General features: G+C 65.3%; 25 protein-coding genes. 8 read left to right on the forward strand and 17 right to left on the reverse strand.

The annotated features are described in order from the left end of the window. The first annotated feature begins 148 nt into the window (after positions 1–148). Positions 149–424, forward strand: coding sequence for an HU family DNA-binding protein (locus ACT2B0_RS06590; protein WP_473462763.1), 276 nt, complete (start codon positions 149–151; stop codon positions 422–424). A gap of 129 nt (positions 425–553) precedes the next feature. Here ACT2B0_RS06590 and ACT2B0_RS06595 read toward each other — a convergent pair whose 3' ends face one another. Then, positions 554–1,288 carry a phosphoribosyltransferase gene (locus ACT2B0_RS06595; RefSeq protein ID WP_473465824.1) on the reverse strand — a complete coding sequence of 245 codons (735 nt, stop codon included), beginning with the start codon at positions 1,286–1,288 and terminating at the stop codon, positions 554–556. A 93-nt stretch (positions 1,289–1,381) separates the two neighbouring features. Here ACT2B0_RS06595 and ACT2B0_RS06600 point away from each other — a divergent pair, with 93 nt between their 5' ends. Next, positions 1,382–2,575, forward strand: a complete 1,194-nt coding sequence (locus ACT2B0_RS06600; protein WP_473462765.1) for a M20 aminoacylase family protein — start codon at positions 1,382–1,384, stop codon at positions 2,573–2,575. 13 nt (positions 2,576–2,588) lie between these two features. Here ACT2B0_RS06600 and ACT2B0_RS06605 read toward each other — a convergent pair whose 3' ends face one another. From ACT2B0_RS06605 to ACT2B0_RS06655, 11 genes are all read right to left on the reverse strand, one after another. Continuing rightward, the gene (locus ACT2B0_RS06605) at positions 2,589–3,509 is read right to left on the reverse strand and encodes a nucleoside hydrolase (protein ID WP_473462767.1); all 921 of its coding nucleotides are present in this window, start codon (positions 3,507–3,509) and stop codon (positions 2,589–2,591) included. Beyond that, positions 3,506–4,918 (reverse strand): dipeptidase, encoded by a 1,413-nt coding sequence (locus ACT2B0_RS06610; RefSeq protein ID WP_473462771.1) that lies wholly within the window; start codon positions 4,916–4,918, stop codon positions 3,506–3,508. Before ACT2B0_RS06610 ends, ACT2B0_RS06605 begins: the two co-directional genes overlap by 4 nt. A gap of 106 nt (positions 4,919–5,024) precedes the next feature. After that, entirely contained in the window at positions 5,025–6,347 is a 1,323-nt protein-coding gene (locus ACT2B0_RS06615) for an amidohydrolase family protein (protein ID WP_473462774.1), read from the reverse strand. Between the two features lie 61 nt (positions 6,348–6,408). Further along, positions 6,409–7,470: an ABC transporter ATP-binding protein gene (locus ACT2B0_RS06620; RefSeq protein ID WP_473462776.1), complete on the reverse strand. Its 1,062-nt coding sequence runs from the start codon at positions 7,468–7,470 to the stop codon at positions 6,409–6,411. Between the two features lie 5 nt (positions 7,471–7,475). Continuing rightward, positions 7,476–8,252, reverse strand: a complete 777-nt coding sequence (locus ACT2B0_RS06625) for an ABC transporter permease (protein ID WP_473462779.1) — start codon at positions 8,250–8,252, stop codon at positions 7,476–7,478. Positions 8,253–8,263: 11 nt separating this feature from the next. Further along, complete coding sequence (locus ACT2B0_RS06630) at positions 8,264–9,091, reverse strand: ABC transporter permease (RefSeq protein WP_473462781.1); 828 nt, start codon at positions 9,089–9,091, stop codon at positions 8,264–8,266. A gap of 166 nt (positions 9,092–9,257) precedes the next feature. Next, a complete protein-coding gene (locus ACT2B0_RS06635; protein WP_473462784.1) occupies positions 9,258–10,298 on the reverse strand; it encodes an ABC transporter substrate-binding protein in 1,041 nt (346 codons plus the stop codon). A 338-nt stretch (positions 10,299–10,636) separates the two neighbouring features. Beyond that, positions 10,637–11,410, reverse strand: coding sequence for an enoyl-CoA hydratase-related protein (locus tag ACT2B0_RS06640; protein ID WP_473462786.1), 774 nt, complete (start codon positions 11,408–11,410; stop codon positions 10,637–10,639). Then, the gene (gene pcaF, locus ACT2B0_RS06645; RefSeq protein ID WP_473462789.1) at positions 11,407–12,612 is read right to left on the reverse strand and encodes a 3-oxoadipyl-CoA thiolase; all 1,206 of its coding nucleotides are present in this window, start codon (positions 12,610–12,612) and stop codon (positions 11,407–11,409) included. Before pcaF ends, ACT2B0_RS06640 begins: the two co-directional genes overlap by 4 nt. An 8-nt stretch (positions 12,613–12,620) precedes the next feature. Then, the gene (locus tag ACT2B0_RS06650) at positions 12,621–13,430 is read right to left on the reverse strand and encodes an enoyl-CoA hydratase/isomerase family protein (protein WP_473462791.1); all 810 of its coding nucleotides are present in this window, start codon (positions 13,428–13,430) and stop codon (positions 12,621–12,623) included. Then, entirely contained in the window at positions 13,427–14,953 is a 1,527-nt protein-coding gene (locus tag ACT2B0_RS06655; protein WP_473462793.1) for a class I adenylate-forming enzyme family protein, read from the reverse strand. The genes ACT2B0_RS06650 and ACT2B0_RS06655 overlap by 4 nt, the downstream gene beginning before the upstream one ends. Before the next feature lie 176 nt (positions 14,954–15,129). Between ACT2B0_RS06655 and ACT2B0_RS06660 the strand changes: the two genes are divergently transcribed. Beyond that, entirely contained in the window at positions 15,130–15,891 is a 762-nt protein-coding gene (locus ACT2B0_RS06660) for an IclR family transcriptional regulator (protein WP_473462796.1), read from the forward strand. A 13-nt stretch (positions 15,892–15,904) separates the two neighbouring features. On the opposite strand, the gene ACT2B0_RS06665 is transcribed toward ACT2B0_RS06660, so the two are convergent. The 5 genes from ACT2B0_RS06665 to dctP are packed head-to-tail and all read right to left on the reverse strand — an operon-like array spanning position 15,905 to position 20,958. Next, the gene (locus tag ACT2B0_RS06665; protein ID WP_473462798.1) at positions 15,905–17,401 is read right to left on the reverse strand and encodes a 3-hydroxyacyl-CoA dehydrogenase; all 1,497 of its coding nucleotides are present in this window, start codon (positions 17,399–17,401) and stop codon (positions 15,905–15,907) included. Positions 17,402–17,432: 31 nt separating this feature from the next. Then, positions 17,433–18,212: an SDR family oxidoreductase gene (locus tag ACT2B0_RS06670; RefSeq protein WP_473462800.1), complete on the reverse strand. Its 780-nt coding sequence runs from the start codon at positions 18,210–18,212 to the stop codon at positions 17,433–17,435. A gap of 14 nt (positions 18,213–18,226) precedes the next feature. Then, positions 18,227–19,531, reverse strand: a complete 1,305-nt coding sequence (locus ACT2B0_RS06675; protein ID WP_473462803.1) for a TRAP transporter large permease — start codon at positions 19,529–19,531, stop codon at positions 18,227–18,229. A gap of 12 nt (positions 19,532–19,543) precedes the next feature. Next, on the reverse strand, positions 19,544–20,038 hold the full coding sequence (locus tag ACT2B0_RS06680; RefSeq protein WP_473462806.1) for a TRAP transporter small permease: 495 nt from the start codon (positions 20,036–20,038) through the stop codon (positions 19,544–19,546). A 14-nt stretch (positions 20,039–20,052) separates the two neighbouring features. Continuing rightward, positions 20,053–20,958, reverse strand: a complete 906-nt coding sequence (dctP, locus tag ACT2B0_RS06685) for a TRAP transporter substrate-binding protein DctP (protein ID WP_473462808.1) — start codon at positions 20,956–20,958, stop codon at positions 20,053–20,055. A gap of 366 nt (positions 20,959–21,324) precedes the next feature. Between dctP and ACT2B0_RS06690 the strand changes: the two genes are divergently transcribed. The 5 genes from ACT2B0_RS06690 (at position 21,325) to ACT2B0_RS06710 (ending at position 26,053) form a co-directional block, all read left to right on the forward strand. After that, positions 21,325–22,596, forward strand: a complete 1,272-nt coding sequence (locus ACT2B0_RS06690; RefSeq protein ID WP_473462811.1) for an ABC transporter substrate-binding protein — start codon at positions 21,325–21,327, stop codon at positions 22,594–22,596. Between the two features lie 82 nt (positions 22,597–22,678). Next, the gene (locus ACT2B0_RS06695) at positions 22,679–23,596 is read left to right on the forward strand and encodes a branched-chain amino acid ABC transporter permease (protein ID WP_473462814.1); all 918 of its coding nucleotides are present in this window, start codon (positions 22,679–22,681) and stop codon (positions 23,594–23,596) included. Positions 23,597–23,599: 3 nt separating this feature from the next. After that, the gene (locus ACT2B0_RS06700) at positions 23,600–24,601 is read left to right on the forward strand and encodes a branched-chain amino acid ABC transporter permease (RefSeq protein WP_473462817.1); all 1,002 of its coding nucleotides are present in this window, start codon (positions 23,600–23,602) and stop codon (positions 24,599–24,601) included. After that, positions 24,598–25,359: an ABC transporter ATP-binding protein gene (locus ACT2B0_RS06705; protein ID WP_473462820.1), complete on the forward strand. Its 762-nt coding sequence runs from the start codon at positions 24,598–24,600 to the stop codon at positions 25,357–25,359. Before ACT2B0_RS06700 ends, ACT2B0_RS06705 begins: the two co-directional genes overlap by 4 nt. After that, positions 25,349–26,053: an ABC transporter ATP-binding protein gene (locus tag ACT2B0_RS06710; RefSeq protein ID WP_473462822.1), complete on the forward strand. Its 705-nt coding sequence runs from the start codon at positions 25,349–25,351 to the stop codon at positions 26,051–26,053. Before ACT2B0_RS06705 ends, ACT2B0_RS06710 begins: the two co-directional genes overlap by 11 nt. The last annotated feature ends 164 nt before the right edge of the window (positions 26,054–26,217 follow it).

The raw sequence follows: 26,217 nt of genomic DNA on the forward strand, positions 1-26,217 counted from the left end.
CCGGCTTTTCGTTGGAAAACGACCGAAAAACCCCGCAAATGCGGTCTTTAGCCGATTTGCTGCTTGGTCAGGGCCCTACTTGTCACTAGAGTTCGGTCGCGGCGGGTTAAGTCGCCATAAATGCGGTTTTTGAACGAATGAGGATTTCATGAACAAGAACGAACTCGTATCGGCCGTGGCCGAGGCGGCGAACCTCTCCAAGGGAGACGCGCAGTCGGCCGTCGAAGCCGTGTTCTCGGTGATCACCGGCGAACTGAAAAAGGGCGGTGACGTCCGTCTCATCGGCTTCGGCAATTTCGAAGTGTCCCGGCGCGAGGCGTCCACCGGACGCAATCCGCAGACCGGTCAGCCGGTGCAGATTCCGGCGCGCAATGTCCCGAAATTCTCGGCCGGCAAAGGCCTCAAGGACGCCGTCAACAGCTAGGCTTTCGCGGCACGGCGTCCGTCGGAAAGCCCGCCGAGCAGCGGATGCCGGGAGCGGGGTGGAGCCTGGTTGCTTCTCGTCGGTTTTGTCGGGGGACGATCAATGAAGCCGGGCACCTCCCGGCTTCATTCATTCTGTGGCGCTGACGACAGAGCCCCGGCTTCGGCGGCGTGTGTCGAGCGCACGCCAGCCCCCGTCTTCCGCAGCCTCCAGCAGCGGCGTTTCAAACGCGCCGCGCACCCGTCGGCAAAGACCGGCCTGAAGCGTTTCAAGCCCCGTGCGCCAGCGGGTCGTCTGCAGCATCGCATAGGCGAGCACGACCGGCGCGATCTCCGCCTTGCCGAGCAGCCTGACCACGGCGGCCGTGGAACGACTGGTGGAGATTGCATCGTCGACGACCGCGACCCGCTTGCCGCGCAAGAGCGGCAGCAGGCGCGGATCGAGATAGAGATTTCGCGTGTGTCCGGGACTGGTAATGGAGGCGAGCGGTTCCGACAGCGCCTCGTCGTACCAGAATTTCCGCGAGGTTCCGAGCGCGACCATGCGGGTGTGGCCGAGGCCGCGCGCCACCGCGTGGGCGAGCGGCAGGCCGAGCGTCGGCACGCCGACGACGATTTCGGGCTCGAACGGGCGCACGGCGTCGATCATATGCCCGGCCAGCGCCTCCTCGACGACAAAACTCGCCTGATTGACGATCAGGGAAGCCACCGCGAACCGGCCGTCCCCGGGCAGGGCGCGGATCGGCAGTGCGATCTGGCGTCCGTCGGGCAGCACCGCGGGATAAAGCGCGCTGTGGCGCGTCTGCGCCTCGCAGGCAAAAAAGCCCGGCGGATAGAGCTCCTGCCAGAATTCATGCGGTTTCAGTGGCAATCGCGTACTTTCTGTTGCAAAAAGAGCCCTCGAAACAAGGCTTTGCGCGATGCGTCCGGGTCGGCTCACTATGGTTGGAGTGTAATGATGACGGTGGCAAAAAACCATGCCGGCGAAGATGAAGAAATCGCCTTTCTCACCCGCCTGAGGCGCGATCTCCACGCCCATCCCGAGCTCGGTTTCGAGGAACAGCGCACCAGCGCCCTCGTCCGCCGCGTTCTGGAAGAGGCCGGCCTTGCGGTTCACGACGGTTTGGGCAAGACCGGTGTCGTCGGCACGTTGTCGCGTGGTACGGGCGGGAGGCGCATCGCCTTGCGCGCCGACATGGACGCGCTCGCCATGAACGAGGCGGCCACGGCCGACGAGCGGCCGTACCGTTCGACTGTCGAAGGGCGGATGCATGCATGCGGCCATGACGGGCATACGGTCATGCTGCTGGGGGCGGCGCGTGCGTTGGCGGACAATCCCGATCTCGCCGGTACCGTGCATTTCGTCTTCCAGCCGGCCGAGGAGGGCCGGGGCGGCGCCAAGGCGATGATCGACGACGGTTTTTTCGACCGCTTTCCGGTCGACGCCGTCTACGGCCTGCACAATATGCCGGGACTTGCCACCGACCAGATCGCGGCGGTCGAAGGGCCGCAACTGGCCAGTTCCGACCGCTGGACACTGACCTTCCGGGGCAAGGGTACGCATGGCGCCAAACCGCATTTCGGCCGTGATGCCGTCACCGCCGCCGGCCATTTCCTGGCCGCAATCCAGTCGATCGTGGCGCGTCGGGTCGACCCGCTGCAACCGGCCGTTGTCAGCGCCTGCGCGCTTTCGGCCGGTGATTTCGACGCCCTCAACGTCATTCCAGACGTGGTGCGTATCGGTGGCACCACCCGAGCCTATACGCCTGAAACCCGCGATCTGCTCGAGGAGGAGATCGGCGTGTTCGCGCGCGGTGTCGCCGCCATCTTCGGTATCGAGATCGACTATCGTTACATAAGGCAGATACCGCCGGTGGTGAACGATCCCGAGGCGACGCGGCGCGCCCGGCTCGCGGCCGAACGGGCGCTGGGGACCGAACGGGTCGTCAGCGCCTTCGCCCCGTCGACGGCCGGCGACGATTTTGCGCATTTTTCCGCGGTGGTGCCGGGCGCCTATGTCTGGCTCGGCAACGGCCCGGCCGAAAACGATGCGCTGCATCACAACAGCCGCTACGATTTCAACGACGCCGCGATCGCCTCCGGCGTCGCCTTCTGGACCCGGCTGGTGGAAATGGAACTCGCGGCCGGCTGAGCCGGTCTCAGCCTTACCCGAGCATGTCGGCAAGGAGCGCGAGCGCCTTGTCGGCGTCGACGTCGAGCGCCACCGTTACGCTGAGCGCGTCCGCCTCGCCGGGCGTAAGCGCGCCGGCGTCGGGTCCCCCTCCGGTATCGACCGACAGGGTGAGGTCTTCGCAGTCGAACAGGTCGGGGCGCAGCGCAAACAGCATCACGCAGGGATCGTGCAGCGGCCGGCTGGCGCCGCCCGTCGTGGTGGTGAAATAGGCTTCGATCAGGTCTGCGGAGACGGTCGCCGCCGGGGTGCCGGCGGCGCGCAACGACGCCACATAGGCGCGCGAGGCGCGCACACGGCGCGTCACGTCGAGCGGGATCAGCGTCACCGGCAGCCCGCTGCCGAGCACGGCGGCTGCCGCCTCCGGATCGGCGGCCAGGTTGAATTCCGAGCGCGGCCCGATATTGCCGGGTTCGTCGATGGCCCCGCCCATCGCGACGATGCGACCGACGCGCCGTGCCGCTTCCGGCCGGTCTCGCAGCAAAAGCGCCAGATTGGTCAGCGGCCCGAGCGCCAGAATGTCGAATGTACCGGGCTGAGCCGCGTCCAGCGTGGCTGCGATCCAGCCGGCGGCGTCGGTGCCGGCTGGCGGCGCATGGGGTTCGGGAAACGGCACTCCGCCGAGCCCGTCGCGGCCGTGAATCTCGGCGGTATCAAAACCTTTGCGCGCCAGCGGCTCGACCGCCCCGGCGATCACCGGAATATCGCCACGCCTGGCCAGCGCCAGGATGCGACCGGCATTGCGTGTGGTGGTCTCGATGCCGATATTGCCGGCGACCGTGGTCACGCCGCGAATGTCGAAGGCTGGCATGGTGAGCGCGGCCAGGATGGCGATGGCGTCGTCGATGCCGGGATCGGTGTCGATGATCACCGGCCGGGGCGGATTGTCGCTCACGCTCTTTCCGTCTCCGCGGCGGCGAAGGCGGCGAGGATGCGCACCCAGGAGCGGATGCCCTTGTGATAGCTCGACAGGTCGTATTTCTCGTTCGGACTGTGGATACGGTTGTCGAACTTCGCAAAGCCGACCAGCAGTGAATCCATGCCGAGCCGGTCCTTGAAGACGGTCGCGATCGGGATCGAACCGCCGGTGCCGGCGACCGCCGCCTCGCAGTTCCATTCCTCGGACAACGCCCCGAGCGCCTTTTGCAGCAACGGGCTGTCGATCGGCATCACGGTGGCCGAACTGCCGCCATGGACCACGAAATCGACGCTGCAATCCTCCGGCACATGCGCGCGCACATGGGCGCGGAAGGCGGCGCGGATTTTTTCGGGGTCCTGGCCGGCAACCAGGCGAAACGAGATCTTGGCGTGTGCCTCGGCCGGGATGACGGTCTTGAAACCGTCGCCGGTATAGCCGCCCCACAGGCCGTTGATCTCGCAGGACGGTCGCGCCCAGACCTGTTCCAGGACCGAATAGCCAGTCTCGCCGGCCGGGATCGACAGGCCTATATCCTTCAAAAACCCTTCTTCATCGAAGGGAAGCCGTTTCCAGCGCTCAGCCACGTCGGCAGGCAGCGGTTTGACGCCATCGTAAAACCCGTCCAGCGTGACGCTGCCGTCCGGCGCCCGCAGCGTCGCGATCGCCTCCGACAGCACCTGCAGCGGGTTGCGCGCGGCGTTGCCAAACATGCCCGAATGCAGGTCGCGGCTGGCGCAGCGCACCGTTACTTCTTCCTGCACGATGCCGCGCAGCATGGTCGTGATCGCCGGGGTCTTGTCGTCCCACATGTCGGTGTCGCACACCAGCATGACATCGGCCTTCAGCTCCGCCCCGGTCTCGTCGAGGAACGGCCCGAGACTGGCGCTGCCGGATTCCTCCTCGCCTTCGAACAGCATCGACACCTGGACCGGCAAGGCGCCCGCCACCGCGTGCCAGGCACGGCAGGCTTCCACGAAGGTCAGCAACTGACCTTTGTCATCGGAGGCGCCGCGCGCCACGATATGGGTGTCGCCATTGTCCTGCGGCACCAGCGTCGGCTCGAACGGATCCGAATTCCAAAGCGGCAGCGGATCGACCGGCTGCACGTCGTAATGGCCGTAAAAAAGCACATGCGGCCCCGGCATCGCCGGCGCGTGGCCGACCACCATCGGATGGCCCCCGGTCGGCCGCGCCGATGCCTCAAAACCGATCTCGGCGAGCGTGCCGGCAAGCCAGTCGGCCGCGCGCCGGCAGTCGTCGGCATAGGCCGGGTCGGTCGAGACCGAGGGGATGCGGATCAACGCGAAAAGCCGCTCCAGGCTTTGTTCCAGATTGGCGTCGACATGCGCGAGCACGGCATCGAGTTGTTCGGTCGGGGCGGGCATTGTCGTCTCCTGTCGATTGCGGGGCGCCTTGGCGATCCATGCCGGAGCGGGCCGCTGAGGGCAATGCCTGCGCCCGGCCAGCGCGCCGGCTTGTCGTGGTCCAGCCTCAAACGGTGGCGTCGATCCGTGTCATTTCGGCCTTGAAGCGGGCGGCCACCTGCAGCGCGTCGCGTAGCACCTGCTTGCGTTCAAGCGTCAGCACCGTGCGGTCGCGCATCAGCCACGATCCGGCCACCATGACGTCGCGCACATCGTCCGGCATGGCCGAAAACACCAGGGTTGCATAGGGATCGTAGACCGGCTGCAGGCGCGGGGCCGTCATGTCGATGCGGATCAGGTCGGCCTGCTTGCCGGGCTCCAGCGTGCCGATCCGTTTGTCGAGCCCAAGCACGCGCGCACCCTCGACAGTGGCCATGCGGATCACCTCCACGCCCGGCATCGGCTTGCGGCTGTGGCCCAGAAGCTTCTGGAACATGGTAACCGGCGCGAATTGCGAGAACAGGTCGAGCGTATTGCCGCTCATCGGCCCGTCTGTGGCGATCCCGACCGGCAGGCCGGCGGCCCGCATCGCTTCCACCGGCGCGATGCCGCGGCCCGCCTTGGCGTTGGAGCGCGCATTGTGGGCAACGCGGACCTTGGCGCGCGCCATCTTTTCGATGTCGCTTTGCGACACGTGCAGGCAATGGGCGCAGATCAACCCCTTGCGCAGCAACCCCGCCTTCTCGACTACCTCGACCGGACGAAGCCCGTGATTCTTGGCGCACCAGGCCATTTCCGAATCCATCTCGGCCAGATGGATCTGCACCGGCACGCCGGGGTGGTCGTCGGCCCAGCGCGCGACCCGGTTCATGACCGCGATGTCGGTCGAATAGGGCGCGTGCGGCGCGATCGAGGCGATCACCCGCGCATGGCCTGCGAATTCGGCCACAAGCTCTTCGGTCAACGCGAAGCCGGCGTCGATGGTGGCGTGGTCCGGCGGGTCGAAATCGGCGATCGTCTGCCCGACCACGCCGCGCATGCCGGCCTCGTCGATCACACGGCCGACCTCGGTTTCGAAATAATACATGTCCGCCACCGTGGTGACGCCACCGGCGATCAGCTCCAGCGCGGCGAGCCTTGTGCCGGCCCGCACCATCTCCGGCGTGACGAATTTGCGTTCCAGCGGCAGCACGTAGCGATAGAGCCGGTCGTCGACATCTTCGCCGAGGCCGCGAAACAACGTCATCGCCATATGGCAATGCGGATTGACCATGCCCGGCATGACGATGTCGCCGGCAACGTCGATCGTTTCGGCGCCGTCGATGGCCGGGGCGGGACCGGCGCCCGTCGCGGTGATCGTCTCGCCCTCGATCTGCACGAAACCGTTCTCGATCACCGGCATGTCCGGCGTGCAGGGCAGCAGCGTGGCGTTGGTGATCAGCAGGGTCATGGGCGGTCCCGGTCGGGTTGGGGCGGTTTGCGCGCCGGTATTGCTGGGCCGTCGCCGGCCATCACTCCGCGTCGAGCACGCAGCACTGGTCGGGCACCGGCACCAGCCGCGCCGGACTGCCGGGCTCCAGCGGCGTCGACAGCGTGCCGTTGGCGATCAGATGGCCGGCTTCGGTTTCGCATTGATACTGGTAGGCGCGTCCGAGATAGGTGCGCAGCCCCAGCTTGGCGGGAATGCCCTGCGCGTTCGGGTCGGCGCTGACGGCCAGCCCGTCGGGCCGCGTCGCCAGCACGAACCGGTCGGGGATTGCGCCGAACCGCGCCTGGCTGAGCTCGAGCCGGGTGCCGCCGGCCGCCTCGGCCGTCACCTGGTCGCCGTCGCGCGCCACGACGCGCATCGCGACCAGGTTTTCGAAGCCGACGAAACGCGCGACGAAGGCGTTGGCCGGCCGCTGATAGAGATTTTCGGGCGTGTCGAACTGCATGATGCGCCCGGCATTCATGATCGCCACCCGGTCGGAGATCGAAAACGCCTCCTCCTGGTCGTGGGTGACATAGACCGATGTGGTGCCGTTGGCGCGCTGCAACTGGCGGATCTCCACGCGCATGTCGATCCTGAGCTTGGCGTCGAGATTGGATAGCGGCTCGTCGAACATCAACAGCGGCGGCTCGATGACGAGCGCGCGCGCCAGCGCCACACGTTGCTTCTGGCCGCCCGACAGCGCACCGGGCAGGCGGTCCGACAACCCCGACAGGCCGACGCGCTCGAGCATGGCCTGCGCCTTGCCGTTGCGCTCGCTCGAGCCGACGCCGCGCTGCTTGAGCCCGAAGGCGACATTGTCGAGCACGCTCAGATGCGGAAACAGGGCGTAGTTCTGGAACACCAGCCCGATGTCGCGCCGGTAGGCCGGCAGCCGGGTCAGGTCGCGGCCGCCGAGCGTGATCTGGCCGGAAGTCGGCTCCAGGAAACCGGCGATCAGGCGCAGCGTGGTCGTCTTGCCGCAGCCCGACGCGCCGAGCAGCGAAACCAGTTCGCCGGCTGCGACGGACAGCGACAGGTCCTCCAGCACCTTGGTGGTGCCGTAATGGGCGGTGACGTTTTCGACGGAAAGCGGCTGGGTCATCGTGTCTACTTTGTCAGGAAGGTCAGGCCGAGCGTGCGTTCCACGATCGCCATCACGGCGACGGTCAGCACCATCAGCAAAACGGATACGGAAGCGATCGTCGGGTCGAAGAACTGCTCGACATGGGCGAGAATCTGGATCGGCAGGGTGGAGATGCCTGGCCCGGTCAGAAACAGCGAGGTCGACACGTCGTTGATCGAGGTGATGAAGGCCAGGATGAAGGCGGCGATCACGCCCGAGCGCACATTGGGCAGCACGATGGTGAAGAAGGTCTTCGCCGGCCGGCTGCCGAGGCTGATCGCCGCTTCCTCGATCGAGAAGTCGAACGAGGACAGGCTGGCCGAGATCACCCGCACGCAATAAGGCAGCACGATCAGCGTGTGGCCGATCAGGAGCGACAAAAAGATCGGCAGCGAGGCACCGACGGCGACCGACTTCAACAAGGAGAAGCCGAGCACGATTTCCGGCACCAGGATCGGCAGCACGAACACCGTCGACAGCCATGACGGCAGCTGGATGCGGTGGCGGTTGAGCGCGTAGGCGGCCGGAATGCCGACCAGAAGCGCCAGGCCGGTGGCCAGGAAGGCAAGCTCCATGCTGGTCACGATGGTGCGGCGAAACGCGCTGATTTCAAAAATGTTCTCGAACCATCTGAACGTCAGGCCCTGCGGCGGGAAGGTCAGATAGGAGGTATCGCTGAGGGCTGCGCCGATCACGATGATCAGCGGCCCGACCAGGAAGATATAGACCACCGCCGCGAAGGCGACGAGAGAGCGGGGCATGGTTGTGTTCATCACGTCGTCATCGGGTTGAGGCGCTTGGCGATGCGGGTCATGGCCAGCACCACCGACACGGTGATGACGACCATGATCGTGGCGATGGTGGAGGCGCTGACCCAGTCGAAATTGACCATGGCGGCCTGGTACATCAGCGTGCCCATCATCATCTGCCGCTCGCCGCCGAGAAGCTGCGGCGTGGCGTAGGAGGTGAAGGACCCGGTGAAGACCAGCACCGCGCCGACGATCAGGCCGGGCACGGCGAGCGGGAAAATGATCTGCCGGAACGTGGCGGCCGGCGTGGCGCCCAGCGAGGCGGAGGCCTGGATGACGTCGTCGGGGATGTTCTCGAGCACCCCGACCAGGGTCAGGATCATCAGCGGCGTGAACAGATAGACCATCGCGACGATCACCGACCCTTCCGTATAGAGCATCGACAGCGGTTCGCCGATAACGCCGATCCAGGTGAGGAAATTGTTCAAAATGCCGTTCTTGCCCAGAATGATCAGCCAGGCGAAGGACCGCACCACCACGCCGGTCAGGAGCGGGAACACGGCGGCGATGATCAGGATGCTTTTCAGCCGGCCGGGCGCGCGCGACACCACATAGGCGGTCAGGAAACCCAGGACGAGCGAGATCGCCGTCGTCGCCAGCGAGACCTCGAGGGTGCGCCACAAGACCGTGCGGCGGAAGCCGCTGTTGAAGAAGTCGAGATAGGGCGCGATCGGACCCGACCCGTCGCCGAACGTGGTGGCGATCGTCAGCGTGACCGGAACCAGCAGGAACAGCGCCACCAGCATGGTCGCGGGAAAGGCGAGTATCCAGCCGGCGAAACGTTTGGGCATGGTCGGGATTTCCGCGTTCTAGTAGAGCCTTGACGGGCTGGGTGCGGACGCTGCCTGCTGCGGCACGCTGAGGTGGCGGAAGGGGAGGGGCTGACGCCAGGCCGTCCCCGTTCCGCTCACCACACCCGCGTCGCGTCTTGACGCAAGCAGCGAACGAATGTCGTCCTTACATGCCGAAGACTTCGTTCCAGCGGTCGATCCAACCCTTCTTGGCGGCGTTCATCTTGGCGTAGTCGACCCGTTTGAGATTGTCGATCATTGCCGCGCCATAGGTCCACTGCTTGGCCTGTTCCGGCGTCAGCTCGACCGATTTTACCACCGGCGCGTCGACGCCGTTGGCGGCGAGCGTCTTTTGCAGTTCGGGATCGAGGATGAAATTGATGAATTCATGCGCAAGTTCGGCGTTTTCGGCGCCCTTGGGGATGTTGACCGTGTTCAGCGTCGCCACCGCGCCATCTTCCAGATCGGCCCATACCACGGTTGGCACCGCCGCCTGCAACTGCGCCAGCGCGAAATCCTGGGCGAGCGACACCGTCACTTCGCCGGTCGAGAACAGATTGATCATCTCCGAACCGGTCTTGTAGTTTTTGACCACGTTCGGCTTCAGCGCCTCGATCTCGGCGAAGGCCGGGCCGTCGTCCTCGAAGGCGTCGGTGCCGGCCTTGTCGCCGGCCAGCATGACGACCATCGGGCCGGCCGTCGTGGTGATGCCGGGCAACGAGATCTGGCCTTTCAGGTCGTCGCGCCACAGATCGCTCCAGCGGGTGATCGCCGGCTCGACCTTGGCCGAATCGTAGACGATGCCCACGCGGCCGATCGAATAGGCCGGGCCGTATTCACCCTGCGGCGCCTGCGCCATCTCGTAAAGCCCGTCAATGTTGGGAATCTTCGAGCGGTCGATCGGCTGGAACAGGCCTTCCTCGATGCCGATCTGCGAATAGGAATCGGTGAAATAAGCGACGTCGACGCCGCCGCCGCTGCGGATCTTGATCTTGTTCAGCCGGTCGGCGTTGTTGCCGGTCTCGAAAACGAGTTCGCAGCCGCATTGTTTCTGGAACGGCTGGACGATGTACTCGTTCAGCTTGTCGCCGTTGAAGCCCCACCAGGAAATCGTCAGCGTCTTGGACTGCGCCGCTGCCGGGCCTGCTGCCAGCATGGCCGCCGCGCAGGCGGCGCCGGCGAGGATGCGCGAATAGGTGCCGATCATGTCTTGCCCTCTGTTATTGGTTTCGCCGCGGGAGGTCGGCGGCGGCAGAAGACTATTTTTGCCAGTCGCGCGCGGCAAGGCAAAACCACGCCGGGGCCGGGTTTTCCAATCGGAAAACCGCGTCGGCGCCTCAAAAATCGGGAAAACAATCGCCATGGTTGCTGCGGCTATCAGGCGCAATCGTTGGACCGTGCCGTTTCGCGCGCGTTATGGCGTTGCGCGGCGCGTGCTGATCACGCCGCACGCTCCTTGCCAGAACAGAAATCCCGGCGGTCAAACAGTTCCGGTTCAAGACCAAACCCGAGGCCGGCATTGTAGGCGCCGGCCCCGCTGCAGCGTCACGAACCGATGAAATTCGGTTTGCGCTTCTCCAGGAAGGCCTGCATGCCTTCCTGCTTGTCGCTGGTGGCAAACAGCAATTGCACCGCCTTGCGTTCCATCGCCAGCGCCGTCTGCAGCGGCGCGTCGGGCCCAAGCAGGATCAGTTCCTTGATCTGTGCAACCGCGATCGGCGGCAGTTTGGCGATCTGTCCGGCAAGTTCCGTGGCGCGCGTCATCACCTGGTCGTCGTCGACCACTTCGCTGACCAGGCCCATCGCATAGGCTTCCTCGGCATCGATCAGCTTGCCGGTAAGGCAAAGCAGCATGGCGCGGAACTTGCCGACCGCGCGGGTCAGGCGCTGCGTTCCGCCGGCGCCCGGCATGATCCCGACTTTGACCTCGGGCTGTCCGAGCCGGGCGCTGCGCCCCGCAACGATGATGTCGGCATGCATTGCAAGTTCCAGCCCGCCGCCCAGCGCAAAGCCGCTGACGGCGGCAATCACGGGAACCGGGCAGTCGCCGACCGCTTCCCAAAGCCGCTCGGTATGACGCTTGTACATGGTGACGGCGTCGATCTGCGACATGTCGAGTATGTCGGCGCCGGCGGCAAAGCTGTCCTGGTCGCCCGTCAGGATAACGCAACGCAAATCGGTGTCGTCGACGAAAGAGCGGAAAATTTCCGCCATGTCCTGGCGCACGGCGAGATTGAGCGCGTTGCGCACCTGGGGGCGATTGAGCCTGACGATTGCGATGGCCGGGCTCGGCCTTTCAAGCAGAACGATGTCGCTCATCCCACATGCTCCAGTGCCATGGCGATGCCCTGTCCGACGCCGATGCACATGGTGCACAGCGCCCGCTTGGCCTTGCGTTCCGTCAGCTCCTGGGTCGCGGTCAGCGCAAGGCGCGCGCCCGACATGCCGAGCGGGTGGCCGAGCGCGATCGCGCCGCCATTGGGATTGACGTGATCGGCGTCGTCGGGAAGGCCCAGTTGCCGCAGCACGGCAAGGGACTGCGCGGCGAAGGCCTCGTTGAGCTCGACGACATCCATGTCGGCGATGGTGAGGCCGAGGCGGTCGAGCAGTTTGCGGCTGGCCGGCTCCGGGCCGATTCCCATGATGCGCGGCGGCACGCCGGCGGCCGCGAGGCCGAGAATGCGGGCGACCGGGGTCAGGCCATGCTTCTTTGCGGCGGCTTCGGAGGCGATAATCAGTGCGGCCGCGCCGTCATTGACGCCTGACGCGTTGCCGGCCGTCACGCTGCCGCCGGCCCGGAACGGCGTCGACAGGCCGGCGAGTTTTTCCAGGCTGGTTTCGCGCGGATGCTCGTCGGCGGTCACGGTTATCGCCGGGCCCTTGCGCTGGGGAATGGAGACGGCAACGATCTCGCGGGCGAGGCGCCCGGAAGCCTGGGCCTTCAGCGCGCGTTGCTGGCTGCGAAGGGCAAACGCATCCTGATCGGCGCGCGAAACGGCGTAGTCCTCTGCGACGTTCTCGGCGGTCTCGGGCATGGAATCGATGCCGTATTGCTGCTTGAGCAGCGGATTGACGAAGCGCCAGCCAATGGTCGTGTCGAAGATTTCCGCCTTGCGCGAGAATGGCGTTTCCGCCTTGCCCATGACGAAGGGTGCGCGCGACATGGATTCCACGCCGCCGGCGATGACGAGATCGGCGTCGCCGGCACGGATCGCGCGCGCCGCAATGCCGACGGCATCGAGGCCGGAGCCGCACAGCCTGTTGACGGTGGTGCCGGGAATGCTTTGCGGCAGTCCCGCCAGCAATACCGCCATGCGCGCCACGTTGCGGTTGTCCTCGCCTGCCTGGTTGGCGCAGCCGAGGATGACGTCGTCGACCGCTTCCCAGTCGACGGAGGTGTGACGCTCCATCAGGGCGCGGAGCGGCACCGTCGCGAGATCGTCGGGACGCACGGCCGACAGCGCGCCGCCGTAGCGGCCGATCGGCGTGCGTATGCCGGCGCAGATAAAGGCTTCCTGCATGGGGGGCGTCACAGCGGGCATTTGGTGGTGAAGGTCGGCTTGCGCTTCTCGCGCAGCGAAGCGAGCCCTTCCTTGACGTCCGGTCCCTTGAAACCCATGAATTCGAGCGCCAGCGAGGTGTCGAAGGTGGGGCCGGCCATGCGAAGCCAGTTGTTGAGCGCATATTTGGTCCAGCGCATGGCGGTCGGGGACCCCGCGGCAAGCTTGCGCGCCACCTCCAGCGCCTTGTCGTGCAGGTCTTCCGGTTCCGTGCACAGCGAGACGAGGCCGATACGCTCGGCTTCCTCGCCGCTTACCGGCTCGCACAGCATCAGGTAGTATTTGGACTTGGCGAGACCGCACAGCAGCGGCCACACGATGGCCGCATGGTCGCCGGCGGCGACACCCAGGCGGGTATGGCCGTCGATGATGCGGGCAGAACGCGAGGCGATGGAGATGTCGGCCAGCAGGCCGGCGACGAGTCCCGCGCCGACAGCCGGGCCTTCCATGGCGGAGACAAGCGGCTTTGAGCAATTGACCAGATTGTAGACGAGGTCGCGGGCTTCCTTCCACACACGTGTCAGCGTGTCGAAATCCTCGGTCATCTCCTGCACGAGATCGAGATCGCCCCCGGCCGAAAACGCATTGCCCGCGCCACGGATGATCGCCGCGCTGACGTTGGGATCGCTGTCGATATCGCGCCACACCTCGACGAGTTCGCCATGCATGATCCGGTCGGCGGAGTTGAGCCGGCCGGGATTTTCCATGGTAACGCGCAGGATACGCTCTTCGGGCCAGTCGAATTTCAGGCGCTGGTACTTGGCGTAACGGTCGCTCATATTTTTTTCTCTCTGTCTTTCCAATAGGGCTCGCGCAGAATGTTCTTCTGGATCTTGCCGATCGGCGTCTTGGGGAAGGAATCGACCACCTTGACGATGTGAGGGCGCTTGAAGCGGGCCAGCCGCGCGGCGCAATGCTCGACCAGTTCGTCCTCGTCGAGCGTCGCGCCTGTTTTCAGCAACACATAGGCCGCCGGCACCTCGCCCCATTTATCGTCCGGTATGCCGAACACGGCGCATTCCGCGACCGCTTCGTGATCGTAGATCGCGTTCTCGATCTCCTTGGGATAGATGTTCTCGCCGCCGGAAATGATCATATCCTTGGAGCGGTCGACCAGCGTGATGAAGCCGTCGGCGTCGATGGTGCCGACATCGCCGGTATGCGCCCAGCCATGCTTCCAGAACCCCGCCGTCTGCTCCGGTTCGTTGTAGTATTCCAGCATGACGTTTTCGCCGCGCGAGACGATCTCGCCGATCTCGCCGGGCGCGACGGGGCGGCCTTCGCCGTCGATGACCGCAACGTCCACATTATAGGCCTGGCGGCCGATCGAGCCGAGCTTTTCGGGCAGGTACCAGTGGCGCAGCGAGGTGAGGACGCCCATTTCCGACTGGCCGTAGATCTGCGTCATTTTCACGTCGGGCAGCAGCTTCAGCATCTCCATCTGCACCCAGTCGGGCATCGGCGCGCCGGCGAATGAGAGCTTGCGCCAGGTGGCGAAGTTCGACGCGTCGAACTCGGCATCGGACACCACCATGGAAACCTGCGTCGGCACCATGAAGGCGGCCGTCATGCCGGTGCGTTTCGCCATGGCGGCGAAATCGGCGGGATGCCACTTGCTGAGAAGCGTTGTCGTCGCACCCGCAAGGATCGCCGGCTGGAACATGATGTTCAGCGCCGCCACGTGGAACAGCGGCGTGACGATGCCGACCACGTCGCGTTCGTCGATCGCCTCTTCCACCATCACCGTGTGCGCGGTGATCATGCGGTTGCGGTGGCTGCACAAAACGCCTTTCGGACGCCCGGTCGTGCCGCCCGTATAGGTCATGCAGAACGGATCGTCCTCGTTTATCTCGATGTCGGGCAGGCTTGCGGGCGCGTCGGCATAAAAACCGCGGAACGCGTCTTCGCCGTCGCCGCCGATGCGCACGGTCCGTTTCAGTTTCGGCAGTTTGGCGCGGACCGCTTCCACCTTGTCGGAAAACATGTCCTCGTAGAACAACAGTTCGATATCCGCCTTGGCGAGCACATAGGCCAGTTCTTCCGGCGCATAGAGCACTGAAACGTTGACGATCACGGCGCCGGAACGCGCGACACCGAAGAAGGCGATGCCGTATTCGGTGCGGTTGCGGCTGATGATGCCGACCTTGGCGCCCTTGGTAAGGCCCTTGGCGATCAGCGCGTTGGCCAGTTGGTTGGCCGCGCGGTCGAGTTCGCTGTAGCTCAGCGATTGATCGTCCCACAGGATCGCCGGCTTCTGCGGAAAGCGCTCAGCCGAACGGCGTAGCATGTCGCCCGTTAGCATGGCCGCATTCTCCTTGATTTGCTGTATCCGTCCATTGGCGAGTGTCGATGCGGACGGTTATCCCGAGGGTGATTATCCTGCGCCAATTGCGGGATGACATTCAGAAAAAAATCGGCATGCTGCAATCGGAATTTGCGGAACCCGTTTCCGCACTGCGGAAATTTCCGGGAGGGACAATGAGCGACAAGGACAGGCAGTTTGTCGAGGCGCTCGCACGCGGGTTGGCCGTCCTGGAGTCCTTGTCCAGGGCGCAGATGCCGTTGACCAATGGCGATCTCGCCAAGATGACGGGCCTGGCGCCGTCGACCGTCAGTCGGCTGACCCATACGCTGAGCGTGATGGGCTATGTACGCCTTAGCCGTCCCAACCGCGCTTACGAGTTGACGCCGAAAAACCTCACGCTCGGCTATCCGGTACTGGCCGGCATGCGGCTGCTTGAACAGGCGCGGCCCCACCTCCAGCAGCTCAGCCGCACGACGGGCGAGACGGCGGCGCTGGCCATCCGCGACAAGCTGCATATTACCTTCGTTGAGGTGTTCGAAGGGGCCAATCTGGTTGCCGTGCGCCTCGCCACGGGAGGCCGCCTCCGCATCCCCGTCTCGGCGGCCGGCATCGCATTGGTCGCGGCGCTTCCCGAGGCCGAACGGCGCATGCTCGCCGCGCGCGTGCGCGCCGAGATGACGCGAACCGGACAGGATCCTGAGAGCTTCAACCTGGCCTTGAACCAGTGCCTGCGCGACGGTGCCGCCATCGTGCGCAACCTGTGGAACCCAGGCATTGGCGGCGTATCCGTGCCGATCCACAGCCAGGGCGAATATGCCGCGCTCACCATTCCCGTGGCAACGGGCTCGATCTCGGAACACACCATGCGCACGACCCTGGCCGACGCCTTGAAGGAGGTCGCCAACATGCTCGGGCCGGCGCTGCTGGCCAACTGAACGAGGCTGGAGCCTATGCGTGTGCCGCCGGCAGGCCGAGGGCGGCGCGACGGCGCAGCCACTGGCTGGGCCGATAGCGGTCGTCGCCGGTAAGTGCCTGAGCCTGCGCCAGAATGCGGTAAACGACGTCGGGTCCGATTGCATCGGCGAGCTCCAGCGGACCTTTAGGGTAGTTGAGGCCGAGGCGCATGGCGAGGTCGATATCGGGAGGCGAGGCGAGGCCCGTCTGCGCCATCTCGCACCCGAGATTGGCGACCATGGCGGCGATGCGCTGACCGATGAAACCGGACGAATCGGCAATGGCCGTCACGGCGCGGCGCGTTGCAAGGAGCGATATGACCGATCCGCGCGCCGCCTCGTCGGCGCCGGGGGCGGTCATCACCGTCACGCGCTTGCTGGTGTCGGGGATCGTATCCACGCAGACCAGCCGGCGATGGTCGAGACCGTTTCGCGCCGCATAGGCCGTGGCGTCCTCGCCGACCGGGGCGGCCAGGATCGGGGCCTTGCCGTCATCGGCATCAAGAACGGTCGCGCCGCATTCGGCCGCGAGTTCGCCAAGCTCGGGCGCACCGCCATGTACGACAACGGCCCGCGCCGCCGGCGCGTCGGACTGCGCATCGGCGGAGGGAACCGTGTCGCCCTCGCCATAGGAAAAGAAGCCGCGCCCGCTCTTGCGGCCGAGTTGGCCCGTCTCCAGCATGTAGCGGTGCAGCGGCGTGGAACGCAGGCGCGGGTCGCCGAACGCGCTCTCGTGCACGAAGTGCGTCACCGGGAAGTTCACATCCATCCCGGTCAGATCCATCAGCTCGAACGGTCCCATACGGAAGCCGAAACCGTCGCGCATGACCGCGTCGATCTGCTCGGGGCGGGCGACGTTCTCGTGCAGGATGGCGAGCGCTTCGGTGGTGTAGGCCCGGCCGCCGAAATTCACCAGGAAACCGGGCGTGTCCTTCACCGCGACGGGGGTGCGGCCGAGTCTCTTGCCGAGCGCCAGCAGCGCGTCCATCACCGCGTCGGTGGTTTCCGGGGCGCGGATCAGTTCCACCAGTTTCATGACGGGAACCGGGTTGAAGAAGTGAAGCCCCGCGACGCGGTCGCGCCGGCCGAGTTTCGCCGCTATGGCGCCGATCGGCAGGGAGGAGGTGTTGGAGGCGAGGATGGCGTCATCGGCGACGATGGCTTCAAGCTCGGCAAACAGCGCCTGCTTGACCTCGAGGTTCTCGATGATCGCCTCGATGACCACGGCGCAATCGGCCATCTCCTGCAAGGCCGTGGCGGGCCGAAGGCGAGCGCTTGCCGCGTCGGCCTCGTCCTGCGGCATCTTTCCCTCGCTTGCCCGTTTTGCCAGCCGTTTGGCGACGCTGCCGCACGAAGCCGCCGCCGCGCCTTCGCGCGTGTCGAACAGGCGCACCGTGATGCCGCCTGTCGCGGCGACCTGGGCGATGCCGGTGCCCATGGCGCCGGCGCCAATCACGCCTATCGTCAAATCGGACGCGTTCATATCCCTCATGCGGGCAAACCTCTTTCGCTGTGTCGGTAAATCAGATCAGGGCGCGAACAAGGCCGCCGTCGACGGTTATGTTCTGTCCGGTGATGTAGCCGGCCAGCCGCGAGCACAGGAAACCGCAGACGGGACCGAAATCGTCGGCTTCGCCGAGGCGGCCCGCGGGTATGCTCTCGGCCATGCGCGCCTTGGCGGCCTGCGGCGTGATGTTCTCGCGCGTGGCCTGCGCGTCATAGACGCGCTTCAGCGCGCCGGTGTCCATCAGGCCGGGCAGCAGGTTGTTGACGGTGATGCCGTCGCGCGCCACCTCGCGGGCCAGGCTCGCCATGGCGCCGGTCAGGCCGGCGCGCACGCCGGTCGCCAGACCCATGTTCGGATAGGGCTCGCGCACCGTGAACGAGGTGACGTTGACGATGCGGCCGTAGCCGGCGGCGCGCATGTCGGGCAGCACCAGGCCGGCGAAATCGATGGCTGACAGCATGTTGCCCTCCAGCGCCTTTTGCCAGACCTCGTGGCTGTGGCCTTCCAGCGGGCCGGGCGGCGGGCCGCCGGCGTTGGTCACCAGGATGGAGAGCGGCCCGACGAGCCGGCGGGCTTCCTCGACGATGCGGCGGCGTTCGGCCGGCTCGCTGACGTCGCCGGCGACCGCGAAGGCTTCGCCGTCGATTTCGGCTGCCGCCCGTTTCGCCTTGTCGGCGTCGCGGCCGTTGATCACGACGCGCACGCCCGCTTGCGCAAGCGATTTCGCGCAGGACAGGCCGAGCCCCTGTGTGCTGCCGAGAAGGAGGGCGGTTAGGCCGGAAATACCAAGGTCCATGAGGTCTCGTCCTTTTAGAGGAAGGAGGGCAGGAAGAGAATGATGCCGGGAAACAGCGCCAGCAGGGCAATCACCACGATGAAGATACCGATGAACGGTATCACCGCGCGGAAGATGGCCTGCAGCGGCACGTCCCTGGTGACGCCATGCAGGGCAAAAAGCGTGTAACCGAAGGGTGGCGTGATGCCGCCGATCGACATGTTGATGAGGAAGATGGTCCAGAACCACACCGGGTCGAAGCCGAGCGCCTCTACGATCGGGCCGTAGAGCGGCACCAGCATGATCATCAGCGCGATCTGGTCGATGAACATGCACAAGACGAAGGGCAGGATCTGCAGCAGCACGAACATCACCGCCGGCGGCAGGTTGAGCTCGGTGACGGCGGCGACCAGCTTGAACGTCGCGCCGCTCATGTTGAGCACCTGGCTGAACGAGACCGACGAGACCATGATGATGGTGATGACGGTGGTGATGCTGGCCGTCGAACGCAGGCAGGCAATCAGCTTGCGGATATCGAGTTCGGCAAAGAAGGCGCAGATGACAATCGCCGTGATGCAACCGACGGCGGCCGACTCCGTCGGCGTGGCGATGCCGGCCAGGATGAAGCCCAGAATGGCGGCGATGATCAGCAGGAAGGGCAGGGCGCGCGCCACCAGCCCCGCGCGCTCGCGGCCGGGCAGGGCGGTGCGGTTGCTGATCGGCGCCAGCGCCGGGTTGATGCGTCCGCGAATGACCAGATAGACGAAAAAGGCGAGCGCCAGCAGCAGGCCGGGCAGGATGCCGGCAATCAGCAGCGCGGCGATGGAGACCTTCGAAAGGATGCCGAGCACCACCGCCATCACGCTTGGCGGGATGATCGGCGCCAGGCTTGAACCGGCAAGCAGCGCGCCGATTGACAGATCGCGATCATAGCCGCGCGCGCGCATCTCCGGGAGCAGCGACGATCCCATCATGGCGGCAACCGCCATGGCCGATCCCGACAAGGCGCCGAAGATGGTCGACAGCACGATCGCCACCGCATAGAGGCGGGCGCGGATATTGCCAATCAGCGCGTCGACGGCGTTAAACAGGATGTTGACCGCGCCGGAACGGAACAGGATTTCGCCCAGCAGGATGAACAGCGGAATGGCGGCCAGGGAGAAGCTGGTGCCGGTATCGAACATCGAGTTGATGATCAGGAGCACGCCGCCGAAGCTGCCCGTGAGCAGGAAAAGCGCCGCGAGATTGAGCAGCAGGAACGACAGGAAGATCGGCAGGCCCGTGGCGAACAGCACGAGCAGCATGACGAAGGAACCGGACAGGAACATCCACCAGGTCATCGTGACGCTCCGCTAGCTTTGCCGGTCCGGCGCGGCAAACGTCGCCGCCAGGTGCCGCAGGAAATAGGCCGCCATGCTGATCAGGCTGTAGGCGATGACGATGGTGACCACCCATTTGGGGATCGGCGTAACCGCGATCATCTTGACGCCGCGCGAGACCTGCCGTGCCGCCTCCAGCGTGCCGTACCAGGCGCAGATCAGGCACGTTGCCGCGGCGACCGCAAACACCACCCGGTTGGTCCACACACCCAGGCGCTGCGGCAGCTTGTCGATGAGGAAGCTCATGCGGGCATGGTCCACTTGGCGCGTCGCCATGGGCGCGGCAAGGAAGGTGATCATGGCAAAGGCGATGGAGGCGGTGTCAGGCGCCCAGTCGCTGGGCGCCTGCAGCGCATAGCGGCCGAACACTTCCCAGGCGGTGACGAGCGCCAGGTAGGCGACCGCGAAGGCCGCCCCCCAGAAGCTCACATCGGTCAGCGCATCGTGCGCCCGCAACAACCGCCGCATGGAAAGGACCGGGTTCACTCGGCAGTCAGCTGCTTTTCAAGCGCAAGGGCGTGGAAGGCTTTGCCGTCGTCTCCGGCCTTTTCCTCCACCTGTTTCCACACGCCCGCGGCAAAGATGGCGTCGATGCGTTCCGCGGTCTGCGGGCCGAACTCGGTTGGCGCGAGCCCCGCATCCTGCATCGCCTTGTCCTCCTTGGCCCACAGCGCCTCGAAATGGGTGCGGCCTTCGACCTCGAGTTCCTTGGCGATCTCCGTCACGAGCGTCTGCTGCTCGGGCGTAAGGCCGTTCCAGCTGTCGAGGTTCATGAACAGCGACAGGTTGGTGACGCCGAAGGTCGGACGCGTCATATAGTCGGCCACCTCGTACCACTTGTAGTCCATGGCGCCGAAGACCGGCCAGGCGGCACCGTCGACCACGCCGCGCTCCAGCGAGGAGTAGATCTCGCTTGCGGGCAGGGTAACCACCGAGCCGCCGAGCTCGTTGACCAGGTCGTGATAGGTGCCGGACGCGCGGATCTTGCGGCCTTCAAGCCCGCCGTCCTCGCCGATCGGCTGCTTGAGCAGGATGTGGTAGCCGGAAGCCGCCGAGAAGACGCCGATCAGCTTCAGGTTGCGCTTCTGGTAGTGCGCGTCGATCACGTCGTAGACGCCGCTTTCGCGCCGCGCGACCGGATCGTCCTCGACCGCATCCATGCCGAAGGCCATCGCTGTTTCGCCAAGATGGTAGGCGCCGTGCGTGAAAAGCATGTTGAACAGCCCGGCCGATACCGGCTGCAGCTGCTCGAACGGCGGGACCGTCTCGGGACCGCGCATCTCAACGGTGATCTCGCCGTTCGATTTTTCGGTGAGCCGCTTGGCGAACTCCTGCGCAAAGACCGGGACGGCGTTGTAGCTCTCGTCCCAGCTCGAAAGCATGGTCATCGTTTCCGCGCGCGCGGTCGACGCGGAGAGTGTCAAGGCCGCGGCGGCAACAGCCGCAGCAAGAGTAAGACGTTTCATTGGTCCGGACCTCCCATGTGGTGATTTGCTGATGGACGGTGCGGAGATGGCTCTCTGCTGGGTGTGCCGTCACCGTCTCAGCAAAGCAGCGCCGTGAAACGCAAGTCAAGACAACTTCCGGATTTTCTTTCCGCTGTGCGGAAATACGAGGTGCGATGCCTTTGCCTTGCAAAAGCCGAACGGACGCCACGCTGCGGACTCGAAACAAATGCAACTATAAGGGGTTTCCGGAGGCGGTATTTTGGAACGGGATTTCCTGATTTATTCCGCTGTGCGGAAGAAATCCCGTTGATTCTCATAATACGTTTGGCTTGCTCACGGGCACAAACTAAGTTCCCGGCGCAATGCGGAATACCGCTGGGAATCGGTGAGGAGAAAATGCAGAAACTTGCTCTACGTCTGGCCGCGGTCGCCGCGGCGTTCTTTACTTTCGTCGGATCGGCTGCCGCCGAGGATGCGGTTCGGATCGGCCTGATCACGACGCTTTCGGGCCCGCCCGGCTATCTCGGCGAGGACATGCGCGACGGCTTCAAGCTGGCGATCGATCAGCAGGACGGCACGCTGGGCGGCACGCCCATCGAGCTGCTTGTGGAAGATGACGGTCTGAACCCCGGCAACGCCAAGCAGATCGCAGAACGCATGGTGCGCCGGGATAATGCCGCCATCTTGACAGGCGTCATTTTCTCCAACGTCCAGCCGGTCGTCGCGCCCGTGGCCCTGAGCAACGGCCGGTTCTACGTTGCGTCCAATGCCGGGCCGTCGCCGATGGCCGGTGCCGGTTGCCACGAAAACTATTTCGTCTCGTCCTGGCAGAACGACGCCATGCATGAAACGGCGGGCATCGCGGCCAACAATGCCGGCCACAAGAGCGCGCTGATCATGGTGCCGAACTACCAGGCCGGCAAGGATGCCGTCGCCGGCTTCAAGCGCTATTTCAAGGGCGAGATCGTTGACGAGATCTACACCCAGCTCAACCAGACCGACTATGCCGCCGAGATCGCGCGAATCCGTTCCGACAAGCCGGACGTGGTGTTTTATTTCCTGCCCGGCGGGCTGAGCATCAATTTCCTCAAGCAGTATTCGCAGGCAGGCCTGATGGGCGAGGTGCCGATCATCGCGCCGATGGTCTCGATGGAATCGCGCATCCTGGCCGGTGTCGGTGAAGCGGCGCTGGGAATGCGGGCGACCGCGCACTGGAACGCCGATCTCGACAACGAAGCCAACAAGGCATTCGTGGCGGCCTTCCGCGAGACCTATGATCGTGAGCCGACCCCGTGGGCCGCGCAGGGTTATGACGCCGCCCAGCTGATCGCCAGCGCGCTGAAGGCCACCGGTAGAAAGGTGACGGAGGCCGCCGACGACTTCCGCGCCGCGCTGCGCAAGGCCGAATTCGACGCCGTGCGCGGCGACTTCAAGTTTGCCCCCAATCAGCATCCCAGGCAGAACTGGTATCTGCTGGAAGTGCAGAAGGACGATGCCGGCAAGTTGCACCTGGCGACCGTGGAAACGATCGTGTCGGATCACGGCGACCCCTATGGCGACGAGTGCAAACTCGACTAGCACCTGATCCTTCACGGGAGAGGCGGCGCGCCGTCTCTCCCTTTTTGCTGACCTACGATCCAACCCGACGGACTCCAACGGCATGCTCCTGTTTGTCGAACAGCTTTTGAACGGCCTGCAACTGGGCGTGTTCTTGTTCCTGGTCTCCGCCGGGCTGACGCTGATCTTCGGCATCATGGGGGTGATCAATCTCGCCCACGGTTCGCTCTACATGATCGGCGCCTATAGCTGTGCCGCCGTCACCATGGCGACGGGCTCCTACCTGTTGGGCTTCATCGCCGCCGCACTGTCTGCCGCACTGGCGGGCGCGGCGATGGAACTGCTCTTGATGCGCCGGCTCTACAAACGCGACCACCTCGACCAGGTGCTGGTTACGTTCGGCCTGATCCTGTTCGTCAACGAGGCGGTGACGATGATCTTCGGGCGCACGCCGCTTTTTATGGATCTGCCCGAGGCGCTGTCGGGTTCCGTCGAACTGCTGCCGGGCGCGCCCTATCCGGTCTATCGCCTGGCCGTCATTCTTGCCGGTCTCATCGGCGCGGTCGGGCTGTGGCTGCTCATCTCGCGCACCCGCATGGGCATGCTGATCCGCGCCGGCTCCACCAACCGCGAAATGGTCTCGGCGCTCGGCGTCAATATCTCGCTGCTCTATACGGTTTTGTTTGCCGCCGGCTCCGTGCTGGCCGGTCTCGCCGGCGCCTTCGCCGGGCCGCTCGTCTCGGTCCAGGTCGGCATGGGCGAATCGATCCTCATCCTCGCCTTCGTCGTCGTCGTTATCGGTGGCATCGGGTCGGTGCGCGGCGCTTTCGTCGGTGCCATCCTCGTCGGCCTGGTGGATACGCTCGGCCGCGTCTTCCTGCGCGACCTGCTCGGCCTGTTTCTGCCGCCCGCCGAGGCATCCGGCATGGGGGCGGCTCTGTCCTCGATGGGAATCTACGTATTGATGGCCCTTGTCCTCATTTTCAGGCCGAGGGGCCTGTTTCCCGTGGCGGCGCGCTGACCCATGATGCAGCATTTCCCCGCCCGCCTGTCGCTTGTCCTGATCGTGCTCGCCGCGGCCTTTCCGCCGCTGGCTGTCGCAACCGGCAACGACTATCTCGTGCCCAGCGTCAGCCGCATCCTCATCTACGCGCTTGCCGCGGTCAGCCTGAACCTGATGGTGGGCTATACGGGGCTGGTAAGCCTCGGCCACGCTGCCTATCTGGGCATCGGCGCCTATGTGGTCGGCATCCTGTCTTTCCACGCGGCCGAGGCCAGCACCATTTTCGGACTTCCCGGCACGGTGCAGGCGCTGATAAGCGTTCCACTCGCCATTCTGGTCGCCGGGCTTGCGGCCTTCGTGCTCGGCGCGCTTTGCCTGCGCACCAGCGGCATCTATTTCATCATGATCACGCTTGCCTTTGCGCAGATGATCTTCTTCATCACCGTGTCGCTGGAGCGTTACGGAGGCGATGACGGCCTGTTCATGTATGCCGGACCCAATCGGCTGGCCGGGCTGGATCTCGCCGACGAGCGGTTGTTCTTCTACGTCTGCCTGGCGATCCTTGCGGGTTTTGTCCTGTTCAGCCTGCGCCTGGTGCGCTCCCGATTTGGCCGCACGCTTGGCGCGATACGGCAGAACGAGGCGCGCATGATCACGCTCGGCTGCAACGTCTATCGCCACAAGCTGGCGGTCTTCGTCATCGCGGGCGCGGGCGCCGGGCTTGCCGGTGCGCTGCTAGCCAACCAGGCGAGCTATGTCAGTCCCGACCTGCTGCACTGGACGCGCTCGGGCGAGCTGTTGTTCATGGTGATCCTGGGCGGCAGCGGCTCGCTTCTGGGGCCGGTTCTCGGCGCGGTCGCCTTCCTGCTTCTGGAGGAATATCTGCCGGTTGTGTTCGACGCCGCCGGTCTCCATCTGCTGCAGGAACATTGGCGCATCGTCTTCGGGCCGCTGCTGATCGCCGTCATGCTGATCAACCGGCGCGGCATATACGGACTGCTGTTTCGGGAGAGGGTGCAATGAGTGTGCAGCCTCTCCTTGATGTGCGCGGCCTGAGCAAGAGTTTCGGGGCGCTGCGCGCGACCGACGGACTCGACCTTTGCGTCCAGCCCGGCGAACTGCACGCGCTGATCGGTCCGAACGGCGCCGGCAAGTCGACCTTGATGAAGCAGCTCTCGGGCGAGATGCAGCCCGATGCGGGCCATATCGTCTATCGCGGCGAAGACATCACCGAGGTGAGCGCTGCAAAGCGTGCCCGTCTCGGCATCGCGCGCTCCTATCAGATCACCTCGGTCTTCCCCGATTATACGGCGCTGGAAAACGTCGCGATGGCCGTGCAGACGCGGGCGACGCGCGGCCTGTCGTTCCTGCGCCGCGCTTCCGGCGACCCCGAGCTGGAAAAGCCGGCCGGCACTATTCTGGAACGGGTCGGCCTGAAGGATTTTCTGCATCGCCCCGCCGCCGAGCTCGCCCACGGCCAGCAGCGCCAGCTCGAGTTCGCCATGGCGCTGGCGCTTCAGCCGCAACTGCTTCTCCTCGACGAGCCGATGGCGGGCATGGGGCCGCAGGAAAGCAAGATACTCGTCGACCTGCTGGCGGAACTGCGCGGCACCGTCACCATCCTGCTGGTGGAGCACGATATGGACGCGGTCTTCGCATTGGCCGACCGCGTTACGGTTCTGGTCTATGGCCGCGCGATCGCCAGCGGCACAGCCGACGATATCCGCAACAATGCCGCCGTGCGCGAAGCCTATCTGGGCGAGGGTGACGATGCTGCTTGAGCTGTCCTCCATCGAGACCTTCTATGGCCGCAGCCAGGTGCTGTTCGGCGTGGATCTGAGCGTCGGCGAGGGAGAGGTGGTCACGCTCATGGGGCGCAACGGCATGGGCAAGACCACCACCGTGCGCTCCATCCTCGGGCTGACGCCGCCGGCGCGCGGGAGCGTTACCTTCGACGGCCGCAAGGTGAGCGGCATGGCGCCCTACCGCATCGCCCGTCTCGGCATCGGCCTGGCGCCGGAAGGGCGCGAGATCTTTCCCACGCTGACGGTGCGCGAAAATCTGGTGGCGACGGCCGCCAACCGCATCGGCCAGCCCGATCCGTGGACGCTGGAGCGGGTGTTCGCGCTGTTTCCGCGCCTGCATGAGCGCCAGCACCAGGCCAGCTTCTCGCTGTCGGGCGGTGAACAGCAGATGCTGACCATCGCGCGCGCGCTGATGACCAATCCGCGCCTGTTGATTCTCGACGAGGCGACCGAGGGGCTCGCGCCGCTGATCCGCGAGCAGATATGGCACGCCGTGGAGGAACTGAAGCAGGCCGGTCTGGCAATCCTGCTGATCGACAAGAACCTGTCGCGGCTGCTGCGCATCGCCGACCGGCACTACATTCTCGAAAAGGGGCAGGTGGCCTGGTCGGGGACCTCGCGGGAACTGGCTGCAGAGCCCGAGATCGCCGACCGCTACATCGGTGTGTGACGCCGCGCCCGTGGCACGGCGTGCGCAGACCGCGCCGACCGGCGCCGAGGAAAATGCCGGCTTTGCGCATTGAGCGCTGAGATATCTTTTGCTTTTCCGCGATCGTCCGCCGCCGCGTGGCCTTGGCCGGTAAGTGCGTACCCTGCTCAGCGCCCCTTGGCGAC

It is taken from the genome of Nitratireductor sp. J20-h4 (genome assembly GCF_056780505.1).